The organism is Pseudomonas bijieensis (assembly GCF_013347965.1).
Lineage (GTDB): Bacteria > Pseudomonadota > Gammaproteobacteria > Pseudomonadales > Pseudomonadaceae > Aquipseudomonas > Aquipseudomonas bijieensis.
Genome location: NZ_CP048810.1, coordinates 5,141,348 through 5,165,672, shown reverse-complemented (window position 1 = coordinate 5,165,672; position 24,325 = coordinate 5,141,348). Strand labels below are relative to the sequence as shown.

The window sequence follows — 24,325 nt, the reverse complement described above, 5'->3', positions numbered from 1 at the left end:
CGATCGCCCCCTCATAGAAGCCGGTTGCGCAAGGCGGCAACCACATTGAAGGTCTGCTCGCGCACCGCGTTCTTCGGATCAAAGAGCGTCAGGGTCAAGCGTACGCTGCGGATCAGTGCCGGGTCTGCCGGGTTGGCGGTGTAGCTCGACGCCGCGATATCCGTCGCGCTGCCGGCCACGCCGAAGGTCACGTCGAATGCCCGTACGTTATCCACCAGCACCGACAAGGTCGGGTTGCCGGCGCCACTGCCCAACAGCAATTGATTGTTGTTGAAGCTGTAGATCAGTCGGCGGATCGGGAAGGCCAACTGCCCCGCTGCCGGTAACCGTGCATTGGTATAGGCCGTCGCCGAGGTGCGGCAATCGGAGACGACGGTCCAGGTCGGAGTGCTCCCGCCACTGCCTATGTCCGCGGTGACCAGGGTCAATCTCCGGTTAGCGTTGTCCCAGCGGATCGGGGTGATCTGGCTGGCATTGAAATCATTGGCCGTGGACGCATCGGTAATGGTCCCCAGGCAACCGAACATGCCCACCATGCGAATCTCCTGGACCATTTTGCTCAGTACGAACCGGGCGTCCTCCTGCATCACCGCCGCCGCGCTCTGGCTGATGTAGGTGTTCTTGGCGGCGATGAAGATCTGCACGACACCCAGCACGACGATCAAGCTGAGCACCAGCGCGATCATCAACTCGATCAGGCCAAAACCGCGACTGTGCCGGTTCATGGCGTCGCCCCCACCGGATCGACGGCGACGCGACTGGTCAGCACAAAGCTGCGCCGCGCCTCGGCCGCGTTGGTGGTGTTGGCGGCGCGTGCGTCGTCCCAGGAAATGGTGATGGTGTAGACCCGCTGATTCAGCGCAATGGTGCCGGTGGCAGTGGCGCCGCCGAAGGCGATGATGTTGGTCTTGAAATCATAAAGGTCCTGGTCCCGGGCCACGCTGAGGTTCGGCGAGCTGGGCGGCGTGATGGTGTAGTCGGCGCCGGAATTGGCGCGAATGCGGTCCAGCAGGTCGTAGGCAATGAAACTGGCCTGACTGGTCATGCGCGAACTGTCGGTGTACTTGAGCGCATTGAGCTGGATCATTGCCGCCCCCAGCAAGCCGACGCCGAGAATCAGCACCGCCACCAGCACCTCGATCAACGTCATGCCGGCCTGCGCCCTTTTACTGCAACCCTTCATCCGCAACTTCCACCCAATACGATTCTTCCATTGAGGCAAACACTCAGCGTCCTGCTCTGCGCCCCTCGTACATAATTGAAACTCACCGGCGTGGTCGGTGCCGACAACCCGCCAAGGTTGTTGAAATCAATATTGCTCACCTCTGAGGTTAGCGTCAGAGTCGCGCCGCTGCCCATTGCTGGAACAACCCGCAATACATTGGGCGACGAGCCAGTACTGTCATACACCGTCAGTTCGCCACTCCAGACACTGCCTTGGGCCGTGGGACGAATTCGCGTGGTGATACCGCGGTCGATCGCCTCCATGCGGGCAAAGTTCAGCGCCCGACGCAGATCGCCGATCTCGGTATCGGCCTTGGTGCTCTGCATCGATCCGGTAAACGCCGGCACCGCCATGGTGATCAGGATCAGCAGCACGCCGAGGGCCACCAGCACCTCGATCAGCGTGAAACCTTTTGTACGAAGATCCATCGGTGCCCTCCGTTGCCGTCGGCTATACCTGCTTGTACACGCTAGAACAAACCACCGCCTTTGTGTGCATCTGTGACGAGGGGATTTAGCTTCATTGGGGCTGCTACGCAGCCCAAAGGGGATAAATCCCCTCACCACAATGATTCATTAGTCTTGAATTCGCTTCACGCTCTCCAGGGAGGAGACGTCATGTATCAACAGGGCTTCAGCCTGATCGAACTGCTCATGGGACTGGCAATTGCCGCAATTGTTCTGCCGTGGGCCGGCGCGGGCTACAAAGAGCTGATCGAATCCATCGAACGCGAGGACACCGCGCAGTTGCTGATCAGCGGCTTGCGCAGCGCCCGCACCGAAGCCATTGCCCGCAACCAGACAGTCGTGCTCAGGGGGATAGACGGCGATTGGGGCCGGGGTTGGCGCATTACCCTGGACGACAAGGACAAGACCGTACTGATGGAGCGCAGGGCAAGCGCCCGGGTGGCCGGCAACCAGCCGGTGAAACGCAGGGTGAGGTTCGGCAGCCAGGGAGAAGCGCTACACGCCAACGGCGCATTCCAGGCAGGCACGCTGCATGTCTGCGCCAAACGCGGGCCGGTCAGCCACCATCAAGTGGTATTGGCGCCCTCCGGCCGCGTTCGCCTGGAAAGCGTCGAAGCCAAGCAGGCGCTATGCGAGAAAGAACTTAAAGCAAGGAGCGGACGCGCAGCTCTTTCGGCATCGAGAACGTGATGTTTTCTTCGCGACCGGCCAACTCATCGGCACCGGTTGCGCCCCAGGCCTGCAATTGCTGGATCACGCCGCGCACCAGCACTTCCGGCGCGGAAGCGCCGGCGGTAATGCCGATGCGCTCGACGCCATCGAACCAGCTGCGTTGCATGTCCTCAGCGCCATCAATCAGGTAGGCCGGCGTATTCATGCGCTCGGCCAGCTCGCGCAAGCGGTTGGAGTTGGAGCTGTTCGGGCTACCGACAACCAGCACTACATCACATTCGTTGGCCAGTTGCTTGACCGCGTCCTGACGGTTCTGGGTGGCGTAGCAGATGTCATCCTTGCGCGGGCCGCCGATGGCCGGGAAACGAGCACGCAGGGCGTCGATCACACGACTGGTGTCATCCATGGACAGGGTCGTCTGGGTGACAAAAGCCAGGCTCTCAGGGTTGCGCACCTGCAAGGCCGCAACGTCGTCCTCGTCTTCGACCAGGTAGATCGCACCACCGTTGCTGGCATCGTATTGGCCCATGGTGCCTTCGACTTCCGGATGGCCTTCGTGGCCGATCAGGATGCATTCGCGACCGTCGCGACTGTAGCGCGCCACCTCAATGTGCACCTTGGTCACCAGTGGGCAAGTGGCATCGAATACCTTCAGGCCACGGCCGGCGGCTTCGGTGCGCACCGCTTGGGAAACCCCATGGGCGCTGAAGATCACGATGACGTCGTCCGGCACCTGGTCCAGTTCCTCGACGAAAATCGCCCCACGGCTACGCAGGTCTTCGACGACGAATTTGTTGTGGACCACTTCGTGGCGCACATAGATCGGCGGCCCGAAGACTTCCAGGGCGCGGTTGACGATTTCGATCGCCCGGTCCACACCGGCGCAGAAGCCACGGGGGTTGGCGAGTTTGATTTGCATGCTGTGCCTCGTGTCTGTGGGAGCGAGCCTGCTCGCGATGCGGTGGATCAGTCAGCTTGACGGTGGCTGGGACTCAGCTATCGCGAGCAGGCTCGCTCCCACAGGAATTGTGGGGGCAGCCACTGCCCGTTAAACCTTAAAGCGCCTTGACCTCGATAATTTCCACTTCGAAGCTCAAGGTCTTGCCCGCCAGCGGATGGTTGAAGTCCACGGTTACCTGGGCGTCGTCGAATGCCTTCACCACACCCGGCAGCTCGGTATTGGCCGCGTCGTTGAAGATCACCAGCAGGCCCTGGGACAACTCCATGTCCTGGAACTGGGAGCGTGGCATGGTCTGCACGTTTTGCGGATTGGGCTGACCAAAGGCATTTTCCGGTGGAACCACTACAGTGCGCTTGTCACCGGCCTTGAAACCGAAAATTGCCGCTTCGAAGCCGGGCAGCAGGTTGCCGTCACCGACCTTGAACACCGCCGGGGCCTTGTCGAAGGTGCTGTCGACGGTGTCACCGTTTTCCAGGTGCAGGGCGAAGTGAAGCTTCACTTCGGTGTTTTGAGCGATACGCTGCTCAGTCATGGACGGCTTCTCCGGTTTTCTTGCTCTTGAACATGTCCAGGGCGAGCATCACGGCGCCCACGCTGATGGCGCTGTCGGCAAAGTTGAACGCCGGGAAATACCAGCGGTTCTGCCAATGCACCAGGATGAAATCGATGACGTGGCCCAGGGCGATGCGGTCATAGAGGTTGCCCAGGGCACCACCGAGCACCAAGGCCAGCGCCACCGCCAGCCAGGTCTCATTGCGCCCCAGGCGCTTGAGCCAGACCACCAGCACGGCGCTGACCACGACGGCAATCAGGGCGAACAGCCAGCGCTGCCAGCCGGAACTGTCGGCCAGGAAACTGAACGCCGCCCCGGTGTTGTAGGCCAAGGTCCAGCTGAAGTAGTCAGGAATGATCACGATCTGCTGGTACATGGTCAGCGAGTGCTCGAAGTAGTACTTGCTGGCCTGGTCGATGACCAGGACCAGCGCGCTCAACCACAACCAGCCCAGCCGTCCGAAACGGCTCGCCACGTTAGGCATAGTGACGAACCTCACCGCTGCCGCTGATGTTGTCCACGCAACGACCGCAGATTTCCGGATGCTCCGGGTTCACGCCAACGTCTTCGCGGCAGTGCCAGCAACGAGCGCACTTGGTGTGGTTCGACTTGACGATCTTGAGCTTCAGGCCGCTGACTTCAGTGGTCACCGCATCGGCCGGCGCCTGCACGAAAGGTGCAACGCTGGCGGTGGAGGTGATCAGTACGAAGCGCAGCTCGTTGCTCAGCCTGGCCAGATCGGCACTCAGGGCGTCTTCGGCGTAGAGGGTCACTTCGGCCTGCAGGTTGCCACCGACGGCCTTGGCCGCACGCTGGATCTCCATTTCCTTGTTGACCGCGGCCTTGACCGCCATCACGCGATCCCAATAGGCACGGTCCAGCTCGAAGCCTTGCGGCAGTTCGGTCAAGCCTTCGTACCAAGTGTTGAGCATCACCGACTCGTTACGCTCGCCCGGCAGGTATTGCCACAGCTCGTCGGCGGTGAACGCCAGGATCGGCGCGATCCAGCGTACCAGCGCTTCGCTGATGTGGAACAACGCGGTCTGGCACGAACGGCGCGCCTTGCTGTTGGCGCCGGTGGTGTACTGGCGGTCCTTGATGATGTCGAGGTAGAAACCACCGAGCTCCTGCACGCAGAAGTTGTGGATCTTGGAGTAGACGTTCCAGAAACGGTATTCGCCGTAGTGTTCCTGCAATTCGCGTTGCAGCAGCAGGGTACGGTCCACGGCCCAACGGTCCAGCGCGAGCATGTCTTCGGCGGGCAGCAGGTCGGTGGCCGGGTTGAAACCGGTCAGGTTGGAAAGCAGGAAGCGCGCAGTGTTACGGATCCGCCGGTAGGCGTCCGCGCTGCGCTGCAGGATCTGCTCGGAAACGGCCATTTCGCCGGAGTAGTCGGTGGAGGCCACCCACAGGCGCATGATGTCGGCGCCCAGGGTGTCGTTGACCTTCTGCGGCGCGATCACGTTGCCCAGGGACTTGGACATCTTGCGGCCGGACTCGTCGACGGTGAAGCCGTGGGTCAGCAACTCGCGGTACGGCGCGTGGTTGTCGATGGCGCAACCGGTCAGCAACGAGGAGTGGAACCAGCCACGGTGCTGGTCCGAGCCTTCCAGGTACAGGTCGGCACGCGGGCCGCTTTCGTGGCCCATCGGGTGCGAACCGCGCAGCACATGCCAATGGGTGGTGCCGGAGTCGAACCAGACGTCCAGGGTGTCGCTGATCTTGTCGTACAGCGGCGCCTCGTCACCCAAAAGCTCAGCGGCATCCATCTTGAACCAGGCTTCGATGCCTTCGGCTTCGACGCGCTTGGCCACCTCTTCCATCAGTTCGACGGTGCGCGGGTGCAGCTCGCCGCTTTCCTTGTTCAGGAAGAACGGGATCGGCACGCCCCAGTTACGCTGGCGGGAGATGCACCAGTCGGGACGGTTGGCGATCATCGAGTGCAGGCGCGCCTGGCCCCAGGCCGGCACGAACGTGGTGTCTTCGATGGCCTTGAGGGAACGCTGGCGCAGGGTGTCGCCAGTGGTGGGCTGCTTGTCCATGCCGATGAACCACTGCGCGGTGGCGCGGTAGATCAGCGGGGTCTTGTGGCGCCAGCAGTGCATGTAGCTGTGTTCGATGACAGTGGTGTGCAGCAGTGCGCCGACTTCGGTCAGCTTGTCGACGATGGCCGGGTTGGCTTTCCAGATGAACTGGCCGCCAAAGAACTCCAGCGACGGCGCGTACACGCCATTGCTCTGTACCGGGTTGAGGATGTCGTCATTGACCATGCCGTATTTCTTGCAGGTCACGAAGTCGTCGACGCCATAGGCCGGCGCGGAGTGAACCACGCCAGTGCCCGCCCCCAGTTCCACGTAGTCGGCCAGGTATACCGGCGACAGACGGTCATAGAACGGGTGACGGAAATTGATCAGCTCCAGCGCCGAACCTGGCGCGGTGGCGACCACCGAACCTTCGAGGTTGTAGCGGGCCAGGCAGGATTCGACCAATTCTTCGGCCAGCACCAGCAGCTTGTCGCCGACGTCGACCAGGGCGTAGTTGAATTCCGGGTGGACATTCAGCGCCTGGTTGGCCGGGATGGTCCACGGGGTGGTGGTCCAGATCACGATCGCGGCCGGCTTGGCGAGCTTGCCCAGGCCGAAAGCGGCGGCGAGCTTGTCTTCATCGGCAATCGGGAACGCGACGTCGATGGTCGAGGACTTCTTGTTCTCGTACTCGACTTCCGCCTCGGCCAGGGCCGAACCGCAATCGAAGCACCAGTTCACCGGTTTGAGGCCCTTGAACACGAAACCGCCCTCGACGATTTTCGCCAGGGCACGGATTTCACCGGCTTCGTTCTTGAAGTCCATGGTCTTGTACGGGTTGGCGAAGTCACCCAGCACGCCAAGACGAATGAATTCGGACTTCTGCCCTTCGATCTGCTCGGTGGCGTAGGCACGACACAGCTCGCGGGTCTTGTCCGCGCCCAGGTTCTTGCCGTGGGTCACTTCGACCTTGTGTTCGATCGGCAGGCCGTGGCAGTCCCAGCCCGGGACATACGGCGCATCAAAACCCGACAGGGTCTTGGAGCGGATGATCATGTCCTTGAGAATCTTGTTCAGCGCGTGACCGATGTGAATAGTGCCGTTGGCGTACGGAGGGCCGTCGTGCAGGACGAACTTCGGACGATCCTTGCCAATCTCGCGCAACTTTCCGTACAGGCCAATGCTGTCCCAACGCTGCAGAATCTGTGGTTCGCGCTGAGGCAGGCCGGCCTTCATTGGGAAGGCGGTGTCCGGAAGGTTTAGCGTGGCTTTATAGTCGGTCATTTAAGGCTCTTCATTAGCGATTGGCGCTGGTTGCGACAAGGGCACGGGCGGCGGCGATATCTGCATGGATCGCCGTCTTGAGCGCCTCCAGAGAGGCAAAACGCTGCTCTTCACGCAGCTTTTGGTGGAAAACCACCGTCAAACGCCGGTCATACAGATCGCCGGCAAAATCCAGAACATGTACTTCGAGGTGGGCCTTGCCATCCCCTTGGACCGTGGGCCGTACGCCGATATTGGCGACACCGGGCCAGGTCTTGCCGTCGATCTCGACACTCACCAGGAACACCCCGGTCAGCGGCACACGACGACGCTTGAGCTGCACGTTGGCCGTCGGCGTGCCCAATTGGCGCGCCAGCTTCTGCCCGTGCAGGATCCGCCCGGCAATCCGGTACGGCCGGCCGAGCAAGCGCTCGGCCAATTCGAAGTCGGCAGCCGCCAGGGCATTGCGGACCTGGGTGCTGCTGACGCGCAAGCCGCCCATCTCGACGGTCTGCGCCGCTTCGACGGTGAAGCCATGGACGCTACCGGCCTGTTGCAGGTAATCGAAATCCCCTGACCGGTCGCAGCCGAAACGGAAATCATCGCCGACTTCCAGATGCTTCACGTCGAGACCGTCCACCAGGATGGTCTCGACGAACTCGGCGGCACTGAGCTTGCTCAGGCGCTGGTTGAAGGCCAGGCACAGCACCCGGTCGACACCTTCGGCCGCCAGCAATTGCAGCTTGTCCCGCAACCGGGCCAGCCGGGCCGGGGCGGTGTCCGGGGCGAAAAACTCCCTGGGCTGCGGTTCGAAGATCACCACGCAGCTCGGCACGCCCAATTCCAGCGCACGCTCGCGCAACCGCGCCAGGATAGCCTGGTGGCCACGGTGAACACCGTCAAAGTTGCCAATAGTGGCGACACAGCCCCGATGTTGGGGGCGCAGGTTGTGGAGGCCTCGAACCAGCTGCATAACGCGCTTCTTGCTCATAAAGTGGCCGATTATAACCACACCCGGCGGCCGACGACAGGCAACACCGCACCCCAAAGTGATCGAACCGACAAAACCGCCGTCCGCCCCTGAATTATCGAGGGCCGCCCCTTCAGCCCAAGGCCTTGCGATTGAAGTCGCGCAGACGGAAACCCATCAGCAGCAACATACCGAAATACGCCACCACACCAGCGACGACCAATACGCCCAGACGCAGGAAACGCGCGAGCATCTGCCCTTCGCCCCAGGCCGGCATGAAATGCATCGCGCCAAGCAAAACCGCCGACATCACCGTCACGGCTACCAGCAGCTTCAGGCCAAATTTGCCCCAGCCCGGTTGCGGCTGATACATCTTCTGCTTGCGCAGTTGATAAAACAGCAGCCCGGCGTTGAGACAGGCCCCGGCGCTGATCGCCAAGGCCAGGCCGGCGTGCGCCAGCGGGCCGATCAGCAACAGGTTGAACAATTGGGTCATCACCAGGGTGAAAATGGCGATCTTCACCGGCGTGCGAATGTTCTGCTGGGCATAGAAGCCTGGCGCCAGCACCTTGATCACGATGATCCCAAGCAAGCCCACCGAGTAGGCGATCAGCGCACGCTGGGTCATCAAGGCGTCGAACGCATTGAATTGACCGTACTGGAACAGCGAAACCGTCAGTGGCTCAGCCAGGATGCCCAGCGCCAGGGCACACGGCAACACCAGCACGAAACACAGGCGCAGGCCCCAATCGAGGATGCGCGAGTATTCATGGCGATCCTGGCTGGCGTAGGTCTTGGCCAGGGTTGGCAGCAGGATCGTGCCCAGGGCCACACCCAGCACACCGGACGGCAATTCCATCAACCGATCGGCGTAATACATCCACGACACCGACCCGGCCACCAGAAACGAGGCAAAGATGGTGTTGATGATCAGGGAAATCTGGCTCACCGAAACCCCGAGGATCGCCGGCAGCATCTGCTTCATTACCCGCCACACGCCGCTGTCGCGCAGGTTCAGCCGTGGCAGCACCAGCATGCCGATCTTTTTCAGGTGCGGCAGTTGATACAGCAATTGCGCCAGGCCACCCACCAGCACCGCCCAGCCCAGGGCCATCACCGGAGGATCGAAATACGGTGTCAGGAATACCGCGAACACGATCATGCTGACGTTGAGCAGGGTTGGCACAAAGGCCGGCACCGAGAAGCGGTTCCAGGTATTGAGGATCGCCCCAGCCAGGGACGACAGGGAAATCAGCAATATATAAGGAAAGGTCACCCGCAGCAGGTCCGAGGTGAGCTGGAACTTTTCCGGCGTATCGGTGAAACCCGGCGCCGTGGCCCAGATCACCCAGGGCGCGGCGAGCATGCCGGCGGCCGTGACCAGTGCCAGCACCAAGGTCAGTAGCCCCGTGACATAGGCAATGAACGTGCGGGTCGCTTCGTCGCCCTTCTGGCTTTTATATTCCGCCAGGATCGGCACAAAGGCCTGGGAAAACGCCCCCTCGGCGAAGATCCGCCGTAACAGGTTGGGCAACTTGAAGGCGATGAAGAAGGCGTCGGTGGCCATCCCGGCGCCGAATATCCGTGCGATGAGCGTATCGCGAACGAACCCCAGGATGCGGGAAAGCATTGTGATAGAGCTGACGGCAGCCAACGATTTGAGCAGATTCATGAAAAGAGTTTTTGCCTGTCGATAAACAGCAGGCGAACAACGCGCCCACTTGTGCGATACTCCGCGCCGCTAAACAGTGCAGAGCCAAAGCCCGCGAGTTTACAGGTCGCACGCCGGAAAGAAATCCTTCGGTGCGCCGCACCTGCCATTCAGCGGAACGCGTCACCCGCCCTTGACAAGACTTCAACTCATCGGCATGATTCGCGGCCTATTTTGTTTGCTATTTCCCAAAAAGTCTTTCGAGGAGCTCGACGGTGGCCAACACACCTTCCGCCAAAAAACGTGCAAAACAGGCTGAGAAGCGTCGCAGCCACAACGCCAGCCTGCGTTCCATGGTCCGTACCTACATCAAGAACGTAGTCAAGGCCATCGACGCAAAAGACGCTGAAAAAGCTCAAGCTGCTTACGTTCTGGCTGTGCCAGTTATCGACCGCATGGCCGATAAAGGCATCATCCACAAGAACAAGGCTGCTCGCCATAAGAGCCGTTTGAATGGCCACGTAAAGGCCCTGAACGTTGCCGCTGCTGCCTAAGCGACGCGCTCGTTAAAAAACCGACCTCAGGGTCGGTTTTTGATTGCCTGCGATCTACCTCCAACCAGAGCACCTTTCTCCTGTGGGAGCGAGCTTGCTCGCGATGGCGGCGGGCCAGACGATGAAGATGGCGACTGCACTGCCCTCATCGCGAGCAGGCTCGCTCCCACACTGGATCTTCAGTGGGCATGAGCCCTGAGCTCACCCCCACATCCTCCGCGGTAACTCTATTCCCCAAAATTGAAAACCACCGGCTTGGGCGGAGGGCAACCTCCCGGCGGCGGGAAATTCTGCACGCCTGCCTCATCGTAGCCGGTGTAACACCCGACTATCTTGTCATCCTTGAAGTTCATGCGGCGCTCAACCACACCCGTCGGGTAGTAGTAGACCGTCTCGCCTTCACGCTTGGCGTATGAGTAATCCTTGTACTCCTTCCCCTCGACCGTTATCAGGCGAAAGCCCTGCTTGGCCTCGGAGAATTTCAGCTGACCGCTGGGGTAGTACTCGTTGTGAGTCACGCGATCATCAGGCCCCAGCAACACCTCCCGAACCTTGCGCCCATCCTGGCTATGGCGGGCACTTTGCTCATTGCCGAACAGGTAATCACTCTCCGAGTCGAAATGACCATTGTTGAAAGCCCCGCGTTGCTTGCCGCAAAGCTTGATACGAGTGTATTTACCATCAGGCACGTGGCAATAGTTCCGGTCCGCGATCAACACCCCATTCGCATCGAATGACTGCACGTTACCAATGGGCTCATCCGCCTCGTAGGTTGCCACCGTATCGGGCCGGCCATTGGGGTGGTAGAGACGAAAATCGCCCTCTCGCGAACCATGGCGCCACGAGATATCTGAAAGCAGCACCGCACCGTCATCGGTGTAGGTCAGCGCCCGCCCTTCGATCTGACCATTGGTGTAGTTGGCCGAATAGGTGAGTTTGCCATTGGCCGCGTAGGTTTCTTTCAAGCCATCCAGCACACCCGCGCGGTAATGCTCGACGAGCCGCAATACACCCGCGGCATCCACTTCGCGCAATTCGCCTTGCTTCTTGTCGGCGACAAAATCCACAGTCTGGATACCGCCGCCGTCCATTTTCAATGTCCAGCGACCCTCTCGCACACCTCGCACATAACGCCCCTCACCCCAGGGCATTATCCAGTCCCCGTGTTGTTGCCCCGCCACGAAATCGCCGCGCTGAACAACCACGTCCCGGCTTACGCGCTCGGATGGCCCGTCAAAATCACCATGCTTGTAGGTATCGAAGCCCGACATCTGCTCCCCATCGTCCCGCGCTTCTATCGTCCAGCGCCCCTCATAAAAATCGTCGACGATCATGCCCTTGGAAACCGCGCCCCCGTCACTGACGACCCACGGCCCCTGGCGCAATCCCTCCACATAGGCGCCGGTGGACGCGTAGCCCGACTCGTCGAATTCAGTCCACTGGCCCGACCTCTTACCCTGGACATACGAACCCAGCGCCCAGAGCCGCCCATCGCCCAAGGCCGCCCAGGCCCCATCCTCGGAGCCCTGATAGACCTTTGGATTGGACTCCCAAGCCATTCTGCTGACACGGTAGGCAGAGCCCACATCCTCATCCCGGGGAGGCACACGCCCATAAGTCAGCGTGAGCCATCGACCTTCGCGCTGCTGGAAGGTCTTTTTGTAGGTATCGCGATGAGGATCCTCTGCCGACTGCCCCGCAGACGCCGGGACACCATCAACGCCGAAGTAACCCACCAGCGTGCCACTCGCGGGCTCCAACGCGTCGAACTCGGCGATACCGGTCTTGGGTAACACAGCGCTGTAGTCGTAGGGCGGCAACTTGCCCAGCTCTTTCTGGACCAGCGCAGCAGTGAGGACCTTGCGCTCAGCGGCAATACGATCCAATACCGGTTGCAGCGTCTCCAGCCGGCGATACCCACCAGCGGCCGGCACGAAGCGATAGCCGTGAAGTGCAGATTGCCCCTTGATGCGGGACAACACGATCAACGTCTGTAGATCACTGTCGAGACTGGCGTAGAACACCGACTCGATGCTCGCATCGCCATAAGTGTCGAGCACTTGCGGGACACCGTCCGGCGAATCGCACAGGCATGAATAGCCGACGACACCCTCCGTCTCGCGGATAAACGCCAGCGTCGCCCCACTCTCCTGGGAAGTTTTTATCACCGGATGCGCCAGCGGCTTTGCACCATAAAACGGCTCGGCCAGCGCCCCGGCGCAAACGGAACAACCCAATACAAACAGCAGCAAAAACGAACGCATACGAATCCCTTCGCGCCAAAAGCACAACAAATCCATGGAAATTAAAAAGCGAGCCGATCGGCTCGCCCGTCATTCGATACTCAACGCCACGGCAAGATCGGAATAGCCGTCACCGCGTTCTGCGGGCTGCCTTCGATCACGCGGTCGCTGTAGACCAGGTACACCAGCGTATTACGCTTCTTGTCGAGGAAGCGCACCACTTGCATGGTCTTGAACACCAGCGAGGTACGCTCGCGGAACACTTCTTCGCCATCCTTGAGTTCACCCTTGAAGCTGATAGGGCCAACCTGACGACAGGCAATAGAGGCCTCGGCACGATCCTCGGCCAGGCCCAGGCCACCCTTCACGCCACCGGTCTTGGCCCGCGACAGATAACAGGTCACGCCATCCACCTTGGGATCATCGAACGCCTCGACCACGATCCGGTCGTTCGGCCCGACAAACTTGAACACCGTCGATACCTGGCCGATCTCCTCGGCCGAAGCCAGCAGCGGCACTGCCAGCAGCAAGCCAATCAATCCTTTTGCCAAACCCATGATTTTTCCTTAGACGAGGATCAGGTTGTCACGGTGAACCAATTCCGGCTCAGCCATGTAGCCCAACAGACCGACAATCGCATCAGACGACTGGCCGATGATTTTCTGCGCCTCCAGGGCGCTGTAGTTGGCCAGGCCACGAGCGATCTCACGACCGTCCGGCGCTACGCACACCACCATTTCGCCACGACGGAAACTGCCCTGGACCAGCTTCACCCCCACCGGCAGCAGGCTTTTGTTGCCTTGGGACAAAGCCGCGACCGCGCCTTCGTCCAATACCAAGGTGCCACGAGTTTGCAGGTGCCCGGCCAACCATTGCTTACGTGCCGCCAGCATGCCGCGCTCAGGGGAAAGCAAGGTGCCGATGCGCTCGCCCGCCTTCAGGCGATCCAACACCCGCTCCAACCGACCGCCGACAATGATGGTGTGCGCCCCAGAACGCGCGGCCAGACGCGCCGCACGCAACTTGGTCTGCATACCGCCACGGCCCAGCGCACCACCGGTACCGCCCGCCACCGCATCCAGTGCCGGATCATCGGCACGGGCTTCGTAGATCAACTTGGCATCCGGATTGTTGCGCGGGTCGGCGTCGAACATGCCGTCGCGATCCGTGAGAATCACCAGCAGGTCCGCTTCCACCAGGTTCGCCACCAGCGCGGCCAGTGTGTCGTTATCGCCGAAACGGATTTCGTCGGTGACGACCGTGTCGTTCTCGTTGATCACCGGGATGACCTTGAGCTCCACCAGCGCGCGCAAGGTACTGCGGGCATTGAGGTAGCGCTTGCGGTCGGACAGGTCGTCGTGGGTCAGCAGGATCTGCGCCGTATGGCGACCGTGCTCGGCAAAGCTCGATTCCCAAGCCTGCACCAATCCCATCTGGCCGATGGCGGCAGCGGCCTGCAATTCGTGCATCGCGCTGGGTCGCGACGTCCAGCCCAAACGGCTCATACCGGCTGCCACAGCCCCCGAAGAGACCAATACCAGCTCGACGCCAGCCTCATGCAAGGCCACCATCTGCTCGACCCACACCGCCATTGCCTGGCGATCCAGGCCCTTGCCATCCGCCGTCAGCAGTGCGCTGCCAATCTTCACGACCCAGCGCCGCGCACCCGTCACCTTGCTCCGCATCATCTTCAACCTTTGCCAGCGAACGGCGCGACCCAGCGCCGCCCATGGGATTATTCGTATTTGCGTTTTACAGATACCAAAACGCCGCTCGAATGAGCGGCGCCTTGGGAACCGGCTTGCCGGCGATGATAACACCGCGCAGGACCAGTTAAACCTGTCCCCAAGAATCCTTGAGGGAGTGAGCCTGTGGGAGCAAAGCTTGCTCGCGATGGCCTTGTCACATCCAACACCTTTGCTGGCTGCAAACCGCTATCGCGAGCAAGCTTTGCTCCCACAGATTCGCCCACACAGGTCTTGGCTTCAGTTGAGTGACATCAGCACACGGTCAGTCACGAACGTAGATGATTTCCGGACCGTCTTCGTCATCCACATCCTCTTCGTCCCAATCGTCATCACCGATGTCATGGACCGACTTCACGCCACTGCGACGCAGGGCACGCTGGTCGTCCAGCGCCTGCAACTGGGCACGAGCCTCGTCTTCGATGCGCTGATCGAGCTCGGCCAGCTCTTCCTTGTAGGCCGGATCGTTGGCCAGGCGGTCGGCGCGATCTTCCAGGTAACGCATGATGTCGTGACACAGGCGCTCGGTGTTTTCCTTGGCGATGGCCGAGATCACATAGACCGGACCTTCCCATTCCAAACGGTCGACGATTTCCTTGACCCGCTCCTCGTGTTCTTCTTCGAGGATCTGGTCGCACTTGTTCAGCACCAGCCAACGGTCACGCTCGGCCAGGGCAGGGCTGAACTTGGCCAGTTCGTTGACGATGACTTCGGCGGCATCGGCGGCACTGGTTTCATCCAATGGCGCCATGTCCACGAGGTGCAGCAGCAGACGGGTACGGGACAAGTGCTTGAGGAAGCGAATGCCCAGGCCCGCGCCCTCGGAAGCGCCTTCGATCAACCCCGGAATATCGGCGATCACGAAGCTCTTCCAACGATCGACACTGACCACGCCCAGGTTCGGCACCAGGGTGGTGAACGGATAATCAGCAACTTTCGGCTTGGCCGCCGACACCGAGCGAATGAAGGTACTTTTACCGGCGTTCGGCAGGCCCAGCAGGCCCACGTCGGCCAGCACTTTCATTTCCAGCTTGAGGTCACGCTGCTCGCCCGGCTTGCCTGGCGTGGTCTGGCGTGGTGCACGGTTGGTACTGGATTTGAAACGGGTGTTGCCCAGGCCGTGCCAGCCGCCATGGGCGACCAACAGACGCTGGCCAGCCTTGGTCAGGTCGCCAATCACTTCCTGGGTGGCGGAATCGATCACCGTAGTGCCGACCGGCACGCGCAGGATCAGGTCTTCACCCTTCTTGCCGGTGCAGTCGGTGCTGCCACCGTTGGAGCCACGCTCGGCATCGAAGTGCCGGGTGTAACGGTAGTCCACCAGGGTATTGAGGTTTTCGTCGGCGAGCATATAGATCGAGCCGCCGTCGCCACCATCACCGCCGTTCGGGCCACCGTTTTCAATGAATTTTTCCCGACGGAAACTCATGCAACCATTGCCGCCGTCGCCGGCCTTCACTCGAATCGATACTTCATCAACAAACTTCATGACACACGCCTCTCGCCATACGGACGAGCCAAAAAAACAAGACATAAGACTCTTGCAAAAATGAGCGCAGCGACCTGATGACACGCCCCAACCGCAGCGCCGACAGCCCATACAAACAGTTTTGCAAGAGACTCACCCCACAAACGAAAAAGCCCCGTCGCAAGACAGGGCTTTTCCAGCGGTCTCGCAATTAAGCTGCGATAACGCTTACGTAACGACGACCGAAGGCGCCTTTTACTTCGAACTTGATCACGCCTTCGACTTTAGCGAAGAGGGTGTGATCCTTGCCCATGCCAACGCCGTAGCCAGCGTGGAATTGGGTGCCGCGCTGACGCACGATGATGTTGCCTGCTTTGATAGCCTGGCCGCCATACATCTTCACGCCAAGGCGTTTGGCTTCTGAGTCGCGACCGTTACGGGTACTACCACCAGCTTTTTTGTGTGCCATGAGTTCAATTCTCCTAGTGAGGAATTAGGCTGAAATTAAGCCTGAATACCGGTGATTTTGATCTCGGTGTACCACTGGCGGTGGCCCATACGCTTCATGTGGTGCTTACGGCGACGGAACTTGATGATGCGGACTTTATCGTGACGACCTTGGGAGATCACTTCAGCCACAACGGTAGCGCCAGCAACGACTGGAGCGCCGATATTCACGTCATCGCCATTGGCGACCAACAGAACGCGATCAAAAGTCACGGATTCGCCGGTAGCGATTTCCAGTTTTTCGATCTTCAGGTATTCACCTGGGGCGACCTTGTATTGCTTGCCACCAGTAACAATTACTGCGTACGACATGGTATTTCTCCGATAATCCTGCTCACCCAGCGCTTTATAAGAAGAGGTATTGGCTGGCATGGCTGCATGGGCTGGAAGGCCCGGATGCAATTGCGTAAGGCAGGTGCTGCCCAGGAAGTTCAGGGTGCGCGATTGTACGCAAGCCAAGACAGCCTTGCAAGTAGCCGTCCATCGCGCCTTGACACCTGCGGACGTGGGTCCTAGCATGCCGCGCAACCCTTCTGGAGCACCTGTCGCTGATGCAACCCCAAGCTTTCTACCGCGCGGTGGCGGACGATTTTAGCGCCGTCGACGGCATCATCAAGAAGCAGCTGACTTCCCGAGTGCCTCTGGTATCGAAAATCGGCGACTACATCACCTCAGCCGGTGGCAAGCGCCTGCGTCCTTTGTTGGTGCTGCTGTGTGGCAAGGCCCTGGGTCGCGAAGGCGATGACATGCGCCTGTTGGCCGCCACCATCGAATTCCTGCACACCGCGACCCTGCTGCACGACGATGTGGTCGACATGTCCGGCATGCGCCGTGGCCGTTCGACCGCCAACGCCATGTGGGGCAATGCCCCGAGCGTGCTGGTGGGCGACTTCCTGTATTCGCGCTCGTTCGAAATGATGGTCGAACTGGGCTCGATGCCGGTGATGAAGATCCTGTCCCAGGCCACGCGCATCATCGCCGAAGGCGAGGTGCTGCAACTGTCCAAGGTGCGTGACGCCAGCACCACGGAAGAAACCTACATGGAAGTCATCCGCGGCAAGACCGCCATGCTCTTCGAAGCCTCGACCCACAGCGCCGCGGCCCTGGCCGGCGCCAGCGCCGAGCAGAGCGAGGCGCTGCGCACCTTCGGCGATCACCTGGGCGTGGCTTTCCAATTGGTGGACGACCTGCTGGACTACAAAGGCGACGCCGAAACCCTGGGCAAGAACGTCGGTGACGACCTGGCCGAAGGCAAGCCGACCCTGCCGCTGATCTACACCATGCGCGAGGGCACGCCGGAACAGGCGGCACTGGTACGCCAGGCGATCCAGAAAGGCGGGATCGAAGACCTGGAGAGCATCCGTACCGCGGTCGAAGCGTCTGGCTCGCTGGACTACACCGCGAAACTGGCCCGGGACTACGTCGCCCGCGCGATCAAATGCCTCGATGCCCTGCCGGCCAGCGAATACCGCGATGCTCTGGTGGAACTGAGCGAGTTCGCGGTAGCCCGTACCCACTGATACACAAGGGATTTTTTTGTGGGAGCAAGCCTTGCTCCCACAAATTCCCTCGCCACAGGATCTCCGAACGCAGCACCGTCCCTCTTTAGCCACAAATCCCTATATAATGTGCGCCCTTTTGTCCTCCTGATACCCAAGGAACCTTAGTGAGCACGTTGCCTCCCTGCCCGAAATGCAATTCCGAATACACCTACGAAGACGGTACCCAACTGGTCTGCCCGGAGTGTGCCCACGAATGGTCCGCCAGCGGCGAAGCTGAAGCGGCCTCCGACGACACCGTGAAGAAAGATTCGGTCGGCAACGTCCTGCAGGACGGCGACACCATCACCGTGATCAAGGACCTCAAGGTCAAGGGCACTTCGCTGGTGGTCAAGGTCGGCACCAAGGTCAAGAACATCCGCCTGTGCGATGGCGACCACGACATCGACTGCAAGATCGACGGCATCGGCCCGATGAAACTCAAATCCGAGTTCGTCAGAAAAGTCTGATCTTGCTGTATTCCATCCCGCACCCCGTGTGCGGGATGGTGCCCCACCCTCCCCGCTCTAGGCCCATTTCTCGGGCGCCGGCCAGGTGCCAGCCGTCTTGAGCGGCCACAACCCATCATCAGAAAAACAATCGGAACACCAATAGAGGCTTGCTATTTAGCGAATAAGAATTATTCTCATCGAATCCATCAAGGAGATGAGAACCATGACTTATTTGATCGATGCCTGGCTGGACCGCCCACATCCCTACCTCAGGATCCTGCATCGGGAAACCGGGGAAGTTTGTGCGGTGCTTGAAGAAGAAGCCTTGAGCGAGCTGCAGGACCAAGGGGATCTGGACCTCAACAGCCTCAATTCCAGCGAACCGTTGGTGCTCAAGGAGCTGGTGCGCAATCTGTTCCTGTTCTGCTACGCCCGGGCGTTGCGCCCGACTGGCGATTTCAATGCCAGGTTCCACGGATGAACGCAGACGTCATGTGGGAGCGGGCTTGCTCGCGAAAGCGGTGTGTCAGTTAACGATAATGTCGACTGACAGTCCGCATTCGCGAGCAAGCCCGCTCCCACCTATTTGCCCGACGCTAAACCAGGCAGGGTCTTACAGAACGTCCAACAGCTCGACGTCAAACACCAGTACGCTGTGCGGCGGAATGCTGCCAACGCCTTGAGCGCCGTAAGCCAGTTCGCTCGGCACGTACAGGCGCCATTTGCTGCCGGCGTTCATCAGTTGCAGTGCTTCGGTCCAGCCTGGGATCACGCCGCCTACCGGGAATTCGGCTGGCTGGCCACGATCGTAGGAGCTGTCGAATACGGTGCCGTCGATCAGGGTGCCGTGGTAATGGGTACGCACCTGGTCTTCACGGGTCGGCTTGGCGCCTTCACCCTGAGTCAGCACTTCGAATTGCAGGCCGGAAGCCAGGGTGGTGATGCCTTCACGCTTGGCGTTTTCGGCCAGGAATGCACGGCCTTCGCCAGCAGCGGCTTCAGCCTTGGCAGCGGCTTCGGCCTGCATGATTTCACGAATGACCTTGAAGCTGGCGGACATCTCTTCCTGGCCCACGCGGCTTGGCTTGCCGGCGAACGCGTCGGTCAGGCCGGCCAGGATCGCGTCCAGGCTCACGCCCGGTGGCGGGTTGTCGCGCAGTTGGTCGCCCAACTGGCGGCCAATGCCGTAGCTGACGCGGGTTTCGTCGGTGGACAGGTTAACTTCGGACATGATGCTGCTCCGCTGTGCGGACGGCTCCAGAGTTGCCGTGTGTACCACAGCGCCTCCGGGAGCGCCCGGAACCAAAAGGGCGAGCAGACTAGCACAGATGCCGGGGCGGGTGACGAGCCCCGCATCAAGGGCCGCCGCCAGAAACGACAACGCCCGCCTGCTTCTCGGCAGGCGGGCGTCGCGCCAGGGCGATGAAACGACCTCAGTGCTTGGTCAGTTTATCCAGGTAACCCATGGCAAATGCCGAGACCACGAAGGTCATATGGATGATCACGTACCACATCAAGTGTTCGGGATCGACGTTCTTGGCATCCATGAAAATGCGCAACAGGTGGATGGAGGAAATGGCCACGATCGAGGCAGCAACCTTCATCTTCAGCGATGAAGAGTCCATGGTGCCGAGCCAGTTGAGTTTTTCCTTGTCGTCACCGATGTCCAGTTGCGAGACGAAGTTCTCGTAGCCGGAAATCATCACCATCACCAGCAGGCCGCCCACCAGCGCCATGTCGATCAGCGACAGCAGCACCAGGATCAGGTCGGACTCGGCCATGGAGAACACGTTGGGGATGACGTGAAAGACTTCCTGGAAGAATTTCAGCGCCAGGGCCAGCAAGCCCAGGGACAGCCCGAAATAGATTGGCGCCAGCAGCCAACGGGAGGCATACATTGCGTTTTCGATAAAGCGTTCCATTGAGTCTCACACCAGGGCTGAAAAATCGCGGCGAGTATATCAGCCACGACTGGCCCCACAAATGCCGGGGCCCTCCGTGGTCCCTGCCCTTGTGTCAAAACTTTACTGCCAGTGTCCGCGCGGTGTTGGCCTTCAGTGCAGCGGGCGAAACTCGAAGCCACCCACGTTGCGACAACGGCCTCCATTGATTTCACGCAGTTGGGCTTGCATGTGCAGGGACCAGATCTGCGGGTCGTCGGCCAGCTCATAGCCGTGCAATGTCAGGCTCTGCACAATGGTATCGAGGATGGATTCGGCGGCAGTCGGGCCGGGGAATGGCCCCTGGGCCTTGATGGCGGAAGGTTGTTCACCGGCCATTCCGGCGGCGAAGAGCAAGGTCCACATCCCGGTATCTCCCGCCAGGGGACGGATGGCGCATTCGATACGGGTGACAAGGCCCAGGCATTGACGAGTGAGGCAAAGGTTGCGCGACATGGCGGCGCCCCTCGGTAGATCCGGTATTCAGTCTCGGGAAGAGGCTGTTTCGATCCGATGATGACTCTCGTTATCCTTGAGCAGAGGATAGAAGAAAAGTTCCGACTACAAGGGGTTTCGAGACCAGAATGCGCCGAGCGGTCACAGTGTGAATATTGACGCCAAAGTGGTGGCACCTTTCAGTAATAATCAACAAAACATTGATTGTGAGAGCAAGCCTGAGGGAGCAAAGCTTGCTCGCGATGGGGTTGTCATATGCAACATTTCTGTTGACTGGACAAACGTTATCGCGAGCAAGCTTTGCTCCCACAGGCTGTTCTCCCACAGGGGCTTGCGGCGGTCAGGAAAACATCAAGCCGGCTTGGCCTCCGCCAAGGCTTGCTGCGCCAGTTCCTTTTCCGCTTCCTTGATGTCGTCTTCGCTGATCATCTCCGCGATCACCCGCAGCCGTTCCACCACCCGGGCGTTGACGCTGCCCTCCGGGAACTCGCCGTTTTCATCCGGCTCGCCGGCAGGCTCACCCACCAGCAGGCTCAGGGCTTCATCGGCCTGACGCACTGCATAAACATGGAATTGACCGGCGCGCACGGCAGCCAGGACTTTCTCGTCGAGCATCAGGGTGGCGACGTTGGCCTGGGGAATGATCGCCCCCTGCTCACCGGTCAGCCCACGGGCTTCGCAGAGGCGGAAGAAGCCTTCGATCTTCTCGTTGACCCCGCCCACCGCCTGCACTTCACCGAACTGGTTGATCGAGCCGGTGATGGCGAAGCACTGCTTCAACGGCGTTTTCGACAGAGCCGAGATCAGCGTGCAAGCCTCGCCCAGGGACGCACTGTCGCCGTCCACGTAACCGTAGGATTGCTCAAGGGCGATGCTGGCCGAGATCGCCAACGGGAACTCCTGGGCATAACGGCTACCCAGGTAGCCGGTGAGGATCATCACGCCCTTGGAGTGGATCGGCTGGCCGAGGTTGACCTCCCGTTCGATATCGACGATGCCGCTGCCGCCCGGGTACACCGTGGCGGAAATTCGCGCCGGCACACCAAACGCCGAGTCGCCGACCTCAAGCACCGTCAGCCCGTTGCACTTGCCCACCGCCGCGCCGTCGGTGTCGATCAGGATGATCCCGGCCAGCATATCGTCGAGGATCCGTGCCGAGACGCGCCCGGTACGGGTAGCCTTGGCCTTGAGGGCCCGCTCGATGTGGCCGGCGTCGGTCATCTCGTCACCGGCCAGTTGGCGAATGAAATCCGCCTCGCTGACCAGTTGGAACAGATCGCCGATACGCGCCGACAAGCGCCCCTGGTGTTCGGCCAGCCGCGCGCTGTAGGTCGCCAGGCGCGCCACCGCGTCGGCGGTCAGCGGTGCCATGCCCTCTTCCGAAGTGCGGGTCTTGAGCAATTGGGCGAACTGCTCCAGGCTCTCGTCGCCCATCGGGATGTCTTCGTCGAAATCCACCAGCACGCGAAACATTTCCTGGAAGTCCGGATCCAGGTCCTGCAAGGCGTAATACAGCTGACGGGCGCCGATGATCACGACCTTGACCTGCAACGGGATGTGTTGCGGTGTAAGGGTGACCGTCGCCAGCCGTCCCAGCTCGCCCAGCGGCGATTCCATCTTCAGCTTGCGCGATTGCAGGGCGCGCTTGAGCGCATCCCATACGAACGGCTCGCCGAGCATTTTTTCCGCTTCGAGAATCAGGAAACCGCCATTGGCCCGGTGCAAGGCACCCGGACGCAGCTGCCGATAGGTGGTGTAGAGCGCGCCCTGGTCGGTGCTGTATTCAATCCGGCCGAACAGGTTGTCGTAGGTCGGGTGCGGCTCGAACACCACCGGCGCGCCACCGCTGGACGGATGCCCCACCACCAGGCTCGGGGCGTATTGCTCCTCCAGCAGCTTGCGGGCGATGGCGTCGGTCTTGCTGTCGTCCACCAATTGCTCGACCACGGTCTTGAGCAGATAGACCTGCATGGCCTGCAAATAACCGCAGACCGCAGCGTTCTCGGCGTACTTCTCCGACAACGGTGCCAGCAACGGTTGCAGGGCCAGAGTGATGGTTTCTTCGTTGAGCTGGCGCAGTTGATTACTGGATTCGCGCTTCCACTGCGGCAGGCTGGCGAGCTCTTCGTTCAAGCGCTCTTCCAGGCCCGAGATGTCCTCATGGAAACGCTCGCGCTCGGCTTCCGGCAACTGGGCGAATTCCGCCTCGTCCAGGGCCTTGCCTTCACTCATCGGCGTGAAAGCGATGTTGCTGCTGTCACGATACAGCGCGACATCCTTCTCCAGCGCCAGGCGCTCGATCACATCCAGGGCACGGTCGTAGCGCTGGTTGAAAGCGCGGTCGATGGCGCTTTTTTTCTGCTGGTAGGACGGGTGTTCGAACACAGCCGGGAAAGTCGCCAGCAGATTGTCGATCAGGCCGTTGATGTCGGCGATGAAAGCCCCGGCCGTGCCCGATGGCAGTTCCAGGGCACGGGGTTCGCGGGGCTCATCGAAGTTGTTGACGTAGACCCAGTCCGCCGGGGTCTGCAGGCGCTTGCCTTCGGCCTTGAGGTAGCGTTTGACGAACGAGAACCGGCCAGTGCCGGGCTCGCCCATGACGAATACGTTGTAACCGGGGCGCGGCATGGCCACGCCGAACTGCAAGGCTTCGACCGCACGTTCCTGGCCAAGCACACCGCGGAAGGGCTCCAGATCATTGGTGGTAGAGAAGCTGAACTGTTCAGCGGAAAACGGACGGGTCAGCGCTTCGGGCGCTAGACGCAAGCTGGCAGCAACAGGATCAGGCATCGGGCTTCCTTACATCAGGCGGGGCAGATAGCGGCATTCTGGCGCCGCCTGTACCTGACTGGCAAGGAGCGTCTCTGCCCAAAGCATAGTCAACGGGAAAACCTCGGGCGGGCCCGGAGAGAAGCGATCCCCCCGTAATGTTTTTGCAAAATGTCACGGAACCCTGGGATCGTGCCTAAACTCCAAATTGCGCGGCTGGAACAATAACCGGCCCACTGGCGCCTAGCCCAACAGGAACGAGGTGCCAGACCCTGTCCATCGGTATGCACATAAAGAGAACATAGCTATGAAACGGATTCTTCTCGGTACTCTCTTCACCGCTGTATCCATCAACGCCATGGCTCAGGCGCCGGGCGGCCCGGATTGCGGCTGGGGCAACATGCTGTTCGAAGGTCAGCGTGGCACCCCGGCTCACTTCCTGGCATCCACCACCAACGGCACTTCCGGTAACGCTACCTTCGGCATGACATCCGGCACCAACGGTTGCTCGACCAACGCGGCACTGACCTACGGTGGCAAGTCCTGGCTGGCCATGAATGGCATGATGAACGAGCTGTCCGAGGACATGGCCAAGGGTCAGGGCGAAGCGCTGACCACCTACGCCGTGGTACTGGGCGTAGCCCCGGAAGACCGCGCGCACTTCTCCGCCGTCACCCACGAGCACTTTCAGCAGATCTTCAGCAAGGCTGACGTGACCGCCGAAGATGTGCATACCAATACCCTGGCCGTGTTGAAAAACGATCCTCGCCTGGCCAAGTACGCCACTCAAGCTTAAGCTCGACAGCACTCGCTCCTCTCGGGGAGCGGGTTTTCTTTTTGGGGCCCCTTCGGTCTTTTTTTTCGACT

Annotated in this window: 25 protein-coding genes; 6 read left to right on the top strand and 19 right to left on the bottom strand. The window is 60.6% G+C overall.

Translation table 11 applies throughout. The features are described 5' to 3' along the window. Positions 1–11: 11 nt before the first annotated feature. The 3 genes from GN234_RS22725 to GN234_RS22715 are packed head-to-tail and all read right to left on the bottom strand — an operon-like array spanning position 12 to position 1,653. Complete coding sequence (locus GN234_RS22725) at positions 12–725, bottom strand: PilW family protein (protein WP_109756378.1); 714 nt, start codon at positions 723–725, stop codon at positions 12–14. Then, positions 722–1,183 carry a type IV pilus modification protein PilV gene (gene pilV, locus GN234_RS22720; protein WP_116833483.1) on the bottom strand — a complete coding sequence of 154 codons (462 nt, stop codon included), beginning with the start codon at positions 1,181–1,183 and terminating at the stop codon, positions 722–724. Before pilV ends, GN234_RS22725 begins: the two co-directional genes overlap by 4 nt. Next, on the bottom strand, positions 1,180–1,653 hold the full coding sequence (locus GN234_RS22715) for a GspH/FimT family pseudopilin (protein WP_176689112.1): 474 nt from the start codon (positions 1,651–1,653) through the stop codon (positions 1,180–1,182). Before GN234_RS22715 ends, pilV begins: the two co-directional genes overlap by 4 nt. Positions 1,654–1,842: 189 nt before the next feature. Here GN234_RS22715 and GN234_RS22710 point away from each other — a divergent pair, with 189 nt between their 5' ends. Beyond that, positions 1,843–2,382 carry a GspH/FimT family pseudopilin gene (locus GN234_RS22710; RefSeq protein ID WP_176689111.1) on the top strand — a complete coding sequence of 180 codons (540 nt, stop codon included), beginning with the start codon at positions 1,843–1,845 and terminating at the stop codon, positions 2,380–2,382. Here GN234_RS22710 and ispH read toward each other — a convergent pair. From ispH to murJ, 6 genes are all read right to left on the bottom strand, one after another. After that, positions 2,336–3,283, bottom strand: coding sequence for a 4-hydroxy-3-methylbut-2-enyl diphosphate reductase (ispH, locus tag GN234_RS22705; RefSeq protein WP_134925881.1), 948 nt, complete (start codon positions 3,281–3,283; stop codon positions 2,336–2,338). The genes GN234_RS22710 and ispH overlap by 47 nt on opposite strands. Before the next feature lie 136 nt (positions 3,284–3,419). Further along, positions 3,420–3,857: an FKBP-type peptidyl-prolyl cis-trans isomerase gene (fkpB, locus tag GN234_RS22700; protein WP_116833486.1), complete on the bottom strand. Its 438-nt coding sequence runs from the start codon at positions 3,855–3,857 to the stop codon at positions 3,420–3,422. After that, positions 3,850–4,362, bottom strand: a complete 513-nt coding sequence (gene lspA, locus GN234_RS22695) for a signal peptidase II (RefSeq protein WP_109756384.1) — start codon at positions 4,360–4,362, stop codon at positions 3,850–3,852. The genes fkpB and lspA overlap by 8 nt, the downstream gene beginning before the upstream one ends. Beyond that, entirely contained in the window at positions 4,355–7,186 is a 2,832-nt protein-coding gene (gene ileS / locus GN234_RS22690; RefSeq protein ID WP_163856561.1) for an isoleucine--tRNA ligase, read from the bottom strand. The genes lspA and ileS overlap by 8 nt, the downstream gene beginning before the upstream one ends. Positions 7,187–7,199: 13 nt before the next feature. Then, positions 7,200–8,138, bottom strand: coding sequence for a bifunctional riboflavin kinase/FAD synthetase (gene ribF / locus GN234_RS22685; RefSeq protein ID WP_162893867.1), 939 nt, complete (start codon positions 8,136–8,138; stop codon positions 7,200–7,202). A 130-nt stretch (positions 8,139–8,268) separates the two neighbouring features. Continuing rightward, a complete protein-coding gene (gene murJ, locus GN234_RS22680) occupies positions 8,269–9,807 on the bottom strand; it encodes a murein biosynthesis integral membrane protein MurJ (RefSeq protein WP_116833487.1) in 1,539 nt (512 codons plus the stop codon). A 254-nt stretch (positions 9,808–10,061) separates the two neighbouring features. On the opposite strand from murJ, the gene rpsT reads away from it, so the two are divergent. Then, positions 10,062–10,340: a 30S ribosomal protein S20 gene (gene rpsT / locus GN234_RS22675; RefSeq protein ID WP_003185593.1), complete on the top strand. Its 279-nt coding sequence runs from the start codon at positions 10,062–10,064 to the stop codon at positions 10,338–10,340. 227 nt (positions 10,341–10,567) lie between these two features. Here the strand turns inward: rpsT and GN234_RS22670 are convergent, their stop codons facing one another. The 6 genes from GN234_RS22670 to rplU all read right to left on the bottom strand — a co-directional run bounded on the left by GN234_RS22670 (position 10,568) and on the right by rplU (position 16,615). Next, positions 10,568–12,604, bottom strand: coding sequence for a toxin-antitoxin system YwqK family antitoxin (locus GN234_RS22670; RefSeq protein WP_176689110.1), 2,037 nt, complete (start codon positions 12,602–12,604; stop codon positions 10,568–10,570). 80 nt (positions 12,605–12,684) lie between these two features. Further along, the gene (locus tag GN234_RS22665; RefSeq protein WP_003205733.1) at positions 12,685–13,140 is read right to left on the bottom strand and encodes a CreA family protein; all 456 of its coding nucleotides are present in this window, start codon (positions 13,138–13,140) and stop codon (positions 12,685–12,687) included. 9 nt (positions 13,141–13,149) lie between these two features. After that, positions 13,150–14,268 (bottom strand): glutamate 5-kinase, encoded by a 1,119-nt coding sequence (gene proB, locus GN234_RS22660; protein WP_176689619.1) that lies wholly within the window; start codon positions 14,266–14,268, stop codon positions 13,150–13,152. 325 nt (positions 14,269–14,593) lie between these two features. After that, the gene (cgtA, locus tag GN234_RS22655) at positions 14,594–15,817 is read right to left on the bottom strand and encodes an Obg family GTPase CgtA (RefSeq protein WP_176689109.1); all 1,224 of its coding nucleotides are present in this window, start codon (positions 15,815–15,817) and stop codon (positions 14,594–14,596) included. A gap of 190 nt (positions 15,818–16,007) precedes the next feature. Then, on the bottom strand, positions 16,008–16,265 hold the full coding sequence (gene rpmA, locus GN234_RS22650; RefSeq protein WP_003205738.1) for a 50S ribosomal protein L27: 258 nt from the start codon (positions 16,263–16,265) through the stop codon (positions 16,008–16,010). Positions 16,266–16,300: 35 nt separating this feature from the next. Beyond that, positions 16,301–16,615 carry a 50S ribosomal protein L21 gene (rplU, locus tag GN234_RS22645; RefSeq protein WP_003176051.1) on the bottom strand — a complete coding sequence of 105 codons (315 nt, stop codon included), beginning with the start codon at positions 16,613–16,615 and terminating at the stop codon, positions 16,301–16,303. A gap of 239 nt (positions 16,616–16,854) precedes the next feature. Between rplU and GN234_RS22640 the strand changes: the two genes are divergently transcribed. The 3 genes from GN234_RS22640 to GN234_RS22630 all read left to right on the top strand — a co-directional run bounded on the left by GN234_RS22640 (position 16,855) and on the right by GN234_RS22630 (position 18,774). Beyond that, complete coding sequence (locus tag GN234_RS22640; protein WP_176689108.1) at positions 16,855–17,823, top strand: polyprenyl synthetase family protein; 969 nt, start codon at positions 16,855–16,857, stop codon at positions 17,821–17,823. A gap of 146 nt (positions 17,824–17,969) precedes the next feature. Further along, positions 17,970–18,311 carry a zinc ribbon domain-containing protein YjdM gene (locus GN234_RS22635; protein WP_053123983.1) on the top strand — a complete coding sequence of 114 codons (342 nt, stop codon included), beginning with the start codon at positions 17,970–17,972 and terminating at the stop codon, positions 18,309–18,311. 205 nt (positions 18,312–18,516) lie between these two features. After that, positions 18,517–18,774 (top strand): PA4570 family protein, encoded by a 258-nt coding sequence (locus GN234_RS22630; protein ID WP_176689107.1) that lies wholly within the window; start codon positions 18,517–18,519, stop codon positions 18,772–18,774. Between the two features lie 132 nt (positions 18,775–18,906). Here GN234_RS22630 and GN234_RS22625 read toward each other — a convergent pair whose 3' ends face one another. The 4 genes from GN234_RS22625 to GN234_RS22610 all read right to left on the bottom strand — a co-directional run bounded on the left by GN234_RS22625 (position 18,907) and on the right by GN234_RS22610 (position 23,479). After that, on the bottom strand, positions 18,907–19,524 hold the full coding sequence (locus GN234_RS22625; protein WP_042731943.1) for an FKBP-type peptidyl-prolyl cis-trans isomerase: 618 nt from the start codon (positions 19,522–19,524) through the stop codon (positions 18,907–18,909). A 202-nt stretch (positions 19,525–19,726) separates the two neighbouring features. After that, the gene (locus tag GN234_RS22620; protein WP_003205748.1) at positions 19,727–20,215 is read right to left on the bottom strand and encodes a TIGR00645 family protein; all 489 of its coding nucleotides are present in this window, start codon (positions 20,213–20,215) and stop codon (positions 19,727–19,729) included. 132 nt (positions 20,216–20,347) lie between these two features. Further along, positions 20,348–20,689, bottom strand: a complete 342-nt coding sequence (locus tag GN234_RS22615) for a PA4575 family protein (RefSeq protein ID WP_013694243.1) — start codon at positions 20,687–20,689, stop codon at positions 20,348–20,350. A gap of 351 nt (positions 20,690–21,040) precedes the next feature. After that, on the bottom strand, positions 21,041–23,479 hold the full coding sequence (locus tag GN234_RS22610) for a Lon protease family protein (protein WP_109756391.1): 2,439 nt from the start codon (positions 23,477–23,479) through the stop codon (positions 21,041–21,043). A gap of 286 nt (positions 23,480–23,765) precedes the next feature. Between GN234_RS22610 and GN234_RS22605 the strand changes: the two genes are divergently transcribed. Then, positions 23,766–24,254, top strand: coding sequence for a DUF3015 domain-containing protein (locus tag GN234_RS22605; RefSeq protein WP_030140293.1), 489 nt, complete (start codon positions 23,766–23,768; stop codon positions 24,252–24,254). The last annotated feature ends 71 nt before the right edge of the window (positions 24,255–24,325 follow it).